A 7,335-nucleotide genomic window follows, 5' to 3' on the forward strand; every position below is an offset into this window, starting at 1 on the left:
GATAACGGCACACATGGAAAAATGAAAATCAGCGGGCGCCCGGCAATTGCAGCCAGTGGGCCAGCAGCGACTCAAGCAACAGGGCGCGATTGAGGTTGGCCTTGCCCAGCACCTTCTGGCGTTGCTCCAGGAGCCACGCCTGCACCTCCAGCACCTTGGCCTGACGGCTCTTCTGCGCCAGGTACTGCACTACCTTGCGCATATCGGCCAAGCCTAGCCCCTCCTCGTCCTGGGTCAATTGGTAGCGCAGGATCAGCTGTGCCCAATCGCAGAACCAGTCGAACAGCAGCAACAGCGGCACGTTATTCCAGGCCTCGGCCAGTTGGCTGGGCGATTGCTGCTGCTTGAGCAGCTTCTTCACCCCGTCGGTCACCAGCGCCCGCTGCTCGCGCACGCCTTGCGCCTGCAGGCTGACGGCCAGCAACGGTGAGCCGGCAGCCAGCATCAGCAATTCATCACGCTCGGCCTCGTCACTGTCAGGGAGCGCACGCGCCAGCCAGGCCCGGCTCTGCGCCAGGCTGGGCTGCGGGCAGGCAACCTGCTGGCAACGGCTCTTGATGGTGGGCAGCAAGCGACTGGGCTGATGGGAAACCAGCAGCAGCACGGTATCGCCGGAAGGCTCTTCGAGGCTCTTGAGCAGGGCGTTGGAGGCGTTGACGTTCATCGCTTCCACCGGTTCGATCAGCACCACCTTGCGCCCGCCCTGCTGTGCTGTCTGCACCACGAAAGCCACCAGATCGCGCACCTGGTCGACCTTGATCGGCTTGTCGGCTTCCTCAGGCTCGAGGACAAAATTGTCCGGGTGGCTGCCGGCCTTCAGCAACAGGCAGGACTTGCACCCGCCACAGGCCTCCAGGCCTTGAGGCTGCTGGCACAGCAGATACGCCATGAGGCGCTCGGCCAGGGCTCGTTTGCCGATACCCTGCGGCCCATGCAGCAGGTAGGCGTGAGCGTGCTGGCTGCGGCCAGCCAGTTGTTGCCAGAGAGCCTGCTGCCAGGGATAGGCCTCAGCCACGGCATCGCTCCACGATACCCGGCAGCAGCGCATCGATGGCGCGCTGCACGGCGTCCAGAGGCTGGGCTGCGTCCAGCAGGTTGTAGCGCTGTGGCGCACGCTGGGCGCGCTGCAGGTATGCCTGGCGCACCGCTTCGAAGAACGCCTGGCCTTCCTGCTCGAAACGGTCAAGACGGCCGCGCGCCGCGGCGCGAGCCAGGCCCACTTCGACCGGCAGGTCGAAGACCAGGGTCAGGTCCGGGCGCAGGTCGCCCTGGACGAATTGCTCCAGGATGGCGATACGCTCGGCAGGCAGACCGCGTCCGCCGCCCTGATAAGCGTAGGTGGCATCGGTAAAGCGATCACACAACACCACAGCCCCGCGGGCCAGCGCCGGGCGGATCACCTGGGCCAGGTGCTGGGCACGAGCAGCGAACACCAGCAGCAGTTCGGTGTCGGCCGCCATGCTTTCATCGCTGGGCGCCAACAGCAATTCACGCACCTTCTCAGCCAGCGGTGTACCGCCAGGTTCACGGGTCAGCACCACGTCCAGACCGTGCTCGCGCAGGCGCGCGGCCAGGTAGTCGCGGTTGGTGCTCTTGCCCGCGCCTTCGGGGCCTTCCAGAGTAATAAACAAGCCGCTCACAGGCAGTCCTTAATGTTGTTCGTCAGGCGTTGGCCGTTCAGCCGCTTGCGCGCCGCCGACAGGGGCATCCTGTGCAGGCGGCTGATCGGGCGCTGGCTGCTCCGCCGGCTCATCCGCCGCCGGCGCTTCGGGCGCGGCGGCCTCGTCGGCACCTGGCTGGGGCTGTGGCGCTGGGCTGGAGCGGTAGTCCGCCCGGCGCTTGAGCTGGAATTCGCGCACCGCCGAGTTATGGTCGTCGAGATCGTCGGAAAACACATGGCTGCCATCGCCGCGGGCGACGAAGTACAGGCTGGTGCCATCGGACGGGTTGAGCGCCGCATGAATCGCCTCGCGGCCGACCATGGCGATCGGCGTCGGCGGCAGGCCGGTCATGGTGTAGGTATTGTACGGCGTCGGCTCGCGCAGGTCGGCGCGGGTGATCTTGCCGTTGTAGCGTTCACCCATGCCATAGATCACCGTCGGGTCGGTCTGCAGCATCATGCCCAGGCGCAGGCGCCGCACGAAGACGCCGGCAATCTGCCCGCGCTCCTGGGGGATACCGGTTTCCTTCTCCACCAGCGAGGCCATGATCAGGGCCTGGTACGGGTCGCGGTACGGCAGATCGGTGGCGCGCTCCGCCCACTCCTTGGCCAGCACTTCATCCAGGCGCATGTATGCCTGCTGCAGCAGCTCGACGTCACTCATGCCGCGCACGAAGCGGTAGGTGTCGGGGAAGAAGCGCCCTTCGGGGAACACGCCGGTATGGCCGAGCCGGTCCATGACTTCGGCATCCGACAGGCCATCCAGGGTGTGCTTGATCTTTTCATGCCTGGCCACGGCGCTACGCACCTGACGGAAGGTCCAGCCTTCGACCAGGGTCAGGTTGTACTGGACCACGTCGGCCCGCCGCCAGGCATCGAACAGCTGCTCGACGGTCATGCCGGGGGTCAGGCGGTACTCGCCGGTGTGCAAAGGCGTGCCGGCCATGTTGAAGCGCCAGTACAGGCGCAACCAGACGGCGCCGTCCAGCAACCCTTCGCTTTGCATGCGATAGAACATGCGGTTGGGGTTGGTACCATTGGGCACGTCGAGCAGGCGTTCCTGCGTCACGTGCAAGGGCTGCTCCAGCACCGAGTTGACCTTCCAGGCAGACCAGCCCACGGCCAGGCCGGCGAGGATCAGGCTCATTTCCAGCAGCAGCAGGAATTTGCGTCTCACGAATTCAGGTTTCCAGTAACGTACGGGCAACGGCCTGCAGTTTACGAGTGAGCGGGCCCGGCGACCAGTTTAGCGCGGCTACACCACGCACAGGCCAGACACCGTAGACGCTATTGCAAACAAATGCTTCATCTGCCTGCTCCAGCGCCTCGAACGGCAGGTCGCAGACCTGCGCCGGAATGCCCAGCCGCACGGCCTCTTGCAGCAGTGCCGCGCGCATGACGCCGGCGACACCGCAACGGCTGAGGTCAGCCGTGAACAGCTGGCCGTCGCGCACCAGGAACAGGTTGCTGTACACCCCTTCGATCAGCCTGCCCTGCCCGTCCCGCATCAAGCCTTCGGCATGTTCGCTGTCCTGCCATTCGGCACGGGCCAGCACCTGCTCCAGGCGGTTGAGGTGTTTCAACCCGGCCAGCAGTGGTTGCTCGCCAAGCCGGGTCTGGCACAGGAACAGCCGCACACCCTGCTCGGCATGTTCCACAGGATAGCTGGGCAACGGGCTGCCCTGCAGGATACGCCTTGGCACGGCATCGGCAACCGGGGCATAGCCGCGCTGGCTATCGCCACGGGTAAGGATGAGTTTGGCAACGCCATCACCAAGCTGGCTGGCATAGCGCAGGAGTTCGTCGCGCACCAGTGCCAGGTCGGCATGGATGGCCAGACGCTGGCAACCCAGCGCCAGGCGGGCGAGGTGGCCATCCAGCAGGCTGGGCCGGCCACCGTGCACGGCGATGGTCTCGAACAGGCCATCGCCGTAGGCCAGGCCGCGGTTCTGCAGGTTGACTGCAGCTGCGGGCTGGCCGTCGATCCAGCTATGCATCAACCGGCGAACCGGCGGAATACCAGCGAACCGTTGGTCCCGCCGAAACCGAACGAGTTGGACAGCACCACGTCGATCGGCATGCTGCGCGCCTGGTGCGGCACGAAGTCGAGGTCGCAACCTTCGTCCGGCTCGTCCAGGTTGATGGTCGGCGGCGCCATCTGGCTGTTGATTGCCAGGACGCTGAAGATCGCTTCCACCGCACCGGCAGCGCCCAGCAGGTGGCCGGTCATCGACTTGGTCGAGCTGACCGCCAGCTTGTAGGCATGCTCACCGAACACGCGCTTGATCGCCGCCACTTCGGCCACGTCGCCTGCCGGCGTCGAGGTGCCATGAGCGTTGATGTAGCTGACCTCTTCCGGCTGGATGCCGGCATCGCGCAGGGCGTTGGCCATGCAGCGGGCAGCACCTTCACCGGTGTCCGGCGGCGATGTCATGTGGTAGGCATCACCGCTCATGCCGAAGCCGACCAGCTCGGCATAGATGGTCGCGCCGCGCGCCTTGGCGTGCTCCAGCTCTTCAAGCACCAGGGCACCGGCACCGTCAGACAGCACGAAGCCGTCACGGCCCTTGTCCCACGGACGGCTGGCCCGGCTTGGCTCGTCGTTGCGGGTGGACAGTGCACGCGAGGCACCGAAACCGCCCATGCCCAGGCCGCAGGCAGCCATTTCGGCGCCACCGGCGATCATCACGTCGGCTTCACCGTAGGCGATGTTGCGCGCGGCCATGCCGATGCAGTGAGTGCCGGTGGTGCACGCCGTGGCGATGGCATAGTTCGGCCCCTGCAGGCCCAGGTGGATCGACAGGAAGCCGGAGATCATGTTGATGATCGAGCCTGGCACGAAGAACGGCGAAATGCGCCGCGGCCCCGAGTCGTGCAGGGTACGGCTGGTTTCCTCGATGTTGGTCAGGCCACCGATACCCGAGCCCATGGCCACGCCGATACGCTCGCGGTTGGCGTCGGTGACCTCCAGGCCGGCATTACGCACTGCCTGGAAACCGGCTGCCAGGCCGTACTGGATGAACAGGTCGAGCTTGCGGGCCTCTTTGGCCGACAGGTATTGCTCGACCTCGAAGCCTTTCACCGAGCCGCCAAAACGGGTGGAGTAGGCAGACAGGTCCGTGTGTTCGATCGGACCGATGCCACTGCGGCCAGCCAGAATGCCCTGCCAGGTGCTCGGTACATCGGTACCCAGTGGCGACAGCATACCCATACCGGTGACCACGACGCGTCTACGCGACACAGTACTCTCCTTTTCTAATAACAGAGTCTCTTGCCATTGCATTCAAGCGCTGGAATGAAATGGCAACAGGCTCTTGGTGCGCGGTGAACGAGGCAGCCTGGAAAACACGGGCGCTCGCAAAGAAAAAACCGCACGCCGGCGAAGGCAGTGCGGTTTTCCCCGACAAGTAGCGTCGACTAGAGCGTCTTAGGCCTGGTGGGCTTTGACGTAGTCTACGGCAGCTTGAACGGTAGTGATCTTCTCGGCTTCTTCGTCAGGGATTTCGGTCTCGAATTCCTCTTCCAGAGCCATCACCAGCTCAACGGTGTCAAGCGAATCGGCACCCAGGTCATCGACGAAGGACTTCTCGAGAGTCACTTCCTCTTCCTTGACGCCCAGTTGCTCGGCGACGATTTTCTTGACGCGTTCTTCGATGTTGCTCATACCTAGGTTTACTCCTAATGGATATATGTCAGGCAGCTGGCCGGTGGCTAATTTTATAGAAAGACGTTCGCTTTTCAAGCTAAACACACTTTCAGGCCAGTCACCGTACCCGCTGGCTGGAATCTGGTTGCAGCTTTATAACGGATTTTAGGCTCGCAGTATGACTCTTTTTTTACGAAATCCGTCACATTGAGTTGCAGTATTACATGTACATCCCGCCGTTGACCGGCACGGTGGCACCGGTGACGTAGGCTGCGCCGTCGGATGCCAGGAACGAAACCACCTTGGCGATTTCGTCGGCCTGGCCCAGGCGGCCCAGCGGGATCTGGGTCTGCAGCGCTTCACGCTGCGCTTCCGGCAGTTCGCGGGTCATGTCGGTATCGATGAAGCCCGGGGTGACCGAGTTGACGGTGATGCCACGCGAGCCCACTTCACGCGCCAGGGCGCGGCTGAAACCTTCGAGGCCCGCCTTGGCGGCCGCGTAGTTGGCCTGGCCGGCGTTACCCATGGCACCGACGACAGAACCGATGCTGATGATACGACCCCAACGCGCCTTGGTCATGCCGCGCAGCACGCCCTTGGACAGACGGTAGAGGCTGTTCAGGTTGGTATCGATCACGTCGAACCACTCGTCGTCCTTCATGCGCAGCATGAGGTTGTCACGGGTGATGCCGGCGTTGTTGACCAGGATGGCAGGGGCGCCGAACTGTTCGCCGATGGCGGCCAGCACAGCCTCGACCGACTCCGCGCTGGTCACGTTCAGTTCCATGCCGGTACCGGTGATGCCGTGCTCTTTCAGGGTGGCGGCGATGCGCTCGGCGCCGGAAGCCGAAGTGGCGGTACCGATCACGGTCGCGCCCTGGCGACCCAGCTCGAGGGCGATGGCCTGGCCAATGCCACGGCTGGCGCCGGTGACCAGTGCAACTTTACCTTGCAGGCTCATGCAAGCTTCTCCAAATCAGGCCAGTGCCGCGCGGGTGGCGGCGACGGCGTCAGGGGTGTTGAGGTTGTAGGTGGTCACACCGTCGGCGCAACGCTTGTTCAGGCCGGCCAGCACCTTGCCGGGGCCGCACTCGACCAGGTTGACGGCACCGTTGGCCGCCAGGGTCTGCACGCACTCGACCCAGCGCACCGGCTGGTACAGCTGCGCCAGCAGGTCTCGCTTGAGGGCGGTCAGGTCAGCGGCGACGGCAGCGGTGACGTTCTGCACCACCGGAATCTGCGGGGCTTTCCAGTCGATGGCGTTGACCGACTCGGCAAAGCGCTCGGCCGCCGGTTTCATCAGCGCGCAGTGCGACGGTACGCTGACCGCCAGTGGCAGGGCGCGCTTGGCACCCTTGGCCTTGCACAGCTCCATGGCACGGTCTACCGCGGCCTTGTTGCCGGCGATGACCACCTGGCCTGGCGAGTTGAAGTTGACCGCGCTGACCACCTCGTCTTCGGCCGCTTCGGCGCAGGTCTCAACCACCACGGCGTCGTCCAGGCCAAGGATGGCCGCCATGGCGCCATGCCCGGCCGGCACGGCTTCCTGCATCAGCTGGCCACGACGTTCGACCAGGCGCACGGCGTCTTTCAGGCTGATGCTGCCCGCAGCGACCAGGGCACTGTATTCACCCAGGCTGTGACCGGAAACGAAAGCGGGCTGTGCGCCGCCTTCTTCCAGCCACAGGCGCCACAGCGCAATGGACGCGGTGAGAATGGCCGGCTGGGTCTTGTCGGTCTGGTTGAGTTGTTCTTCCGGGCCTTCCTGGACCAGCTTCCACAGGTCGTAACCGAGTGCCTCGGAAGCTTCCTTGAAGGTTTCGATGATCACTGGCTTCTCGGCGCCGAGCTCGGCGAGCATGCCCAGCGACTGGGAACCTTGACCGGGAAAGACGAATGCGAGAGATGCAGACATTGAACAAGCCCTTATGATCTTGTCGTCGGATAGGGTGCGCCAGGCCCTGGGCCAGGCGCGGAATCTGAAAGCTTGGATGGAGACGCGGACCAAGCGGTCACATTTAAGCACTTC

8 protein-coding genes are annotated in these 7,335 nt (G+C 64.3%); all 8 read right to left on the bottom strand.

The window, feature by feature from the left end; genetic code table 11:
- Positions 1 to 28: 28 nt before the first annotated feature.
- Positions 29 to 1,015 (bottom strand): DNA polymerase III subunit delta', encoded by a 987-nt coding sequence (locus tag ACLEJP_RS17350; RefSeq protein WP_440808318.1) that lies wholly within the window; start codon positions 1,013 to 1,015, stop codon positions 29 to 31.
- Complete coding sequence (gene tmk, locus ACLEJP_RS17355) at positions 1,008 to 1,640, bottom strand: dTMP kinase (RefSeq protein ID WP_440808321.1); 633 nt, start codon at positions 1,638 to 1,640, stop codon at positions 1,008 to 1,010. Before tmk ends, ACLEJP_RS17350 begins: the two co-directional genes overlap by 8 nt.
- A gap of 9 nt (positions 1,641 to 1,649) precedes the next feature.
- Positions 1,650 to 2,837, bottom strand: a complete 1,188-nt coding sequence (mltG, locus tag ACLEJP_RS17360; protein WP_440808323.1) for an endolytic transglycosylase MltG — start codon at positions 2,835 to 2,837, stop codon at positions 1,650 to 1,652.
- A 4-nt stretch (positions 2,838 to 2,841) separates the two neighbouring features.
- Positions 2,842 to 3,657, bottom strand: a complete 816-nt coding sequence (gene pabC, locus ACLEJP_RS17365; protein ID WP_440808326.1) for an aminodeoxychorismate lyase — start codon at positions 3,655 to 3,657, stop codon at positions 2,842 to 2,844.
- Positions 3,657 to 4,901: a beta-ketoacyl-ACP synthase II gene (gene fabF, locus ACLEJP_RS17370; protein ID WP_012271164.1), complete on the bottom strand. Its 1,245-nt coding sequence runs from the start codon at positions 4,899 to 4,901 to the stop codon at positions 3,657 to 3,659. Before fabF ends, pabC begins: the two co-directional genes overlap by 1 nt.
- 186 nt (positions 4,902 to 5,087) lie before the next feature.
- Positions 5,088 to 5,324 (bottom strand): acyl carrier protein, encoded by a 237-nt coding sequence (acpP, locus tag ACLEJP_RS17375; RefSeq protein WP_016715141.1) that lies wholly within the window; start codon positions 5,322 to 5,324, stop codon positions 5,088 to 5,090.
- Between the two features lie 202 nt (positions 5,325 to 5,526).
- Positions 5,527 to 6,267 carry a 3-oxoacyl-ACP reductase FabG gene (fabG, locus tag ACLEJP_RS17380; RefSeq protein ID WP_003247160.1) on the bottom strand — a complete coding sequence of 247 codons (741 nt, stop codon included), beginning with the start codon at positions 6,265 to 6,267 and terminating at the stop codon, positions 5,527 to 5,529.
- Between the two features lie 15 nt (positions 6,268 to 6,282).
- Positions 6,283 to 7,221, bottom strand: a complete 939-nt coding sequence (gene fabD, locus ACLEJP_RS17385; RefSeq protein ID WP_440808329.1) for an ACP S-malonyltransferase — start codon at positions 7,219 to 7,221, stop codon at positions 6,283 to 6,285.
- Positions 7,222 to 7,335: the final 114 nt, after the last annotated feature.

The organism is Pseudomonas sp. SMV7 (genome assembly GCF_052041995.1).
Classification (GTDB): domain Bacteria; phylum Pseudomonadota; class Gammaproteobacteria; order Pseudomonadales; family Pseudomonadaceae; genus Aquipseudomonas.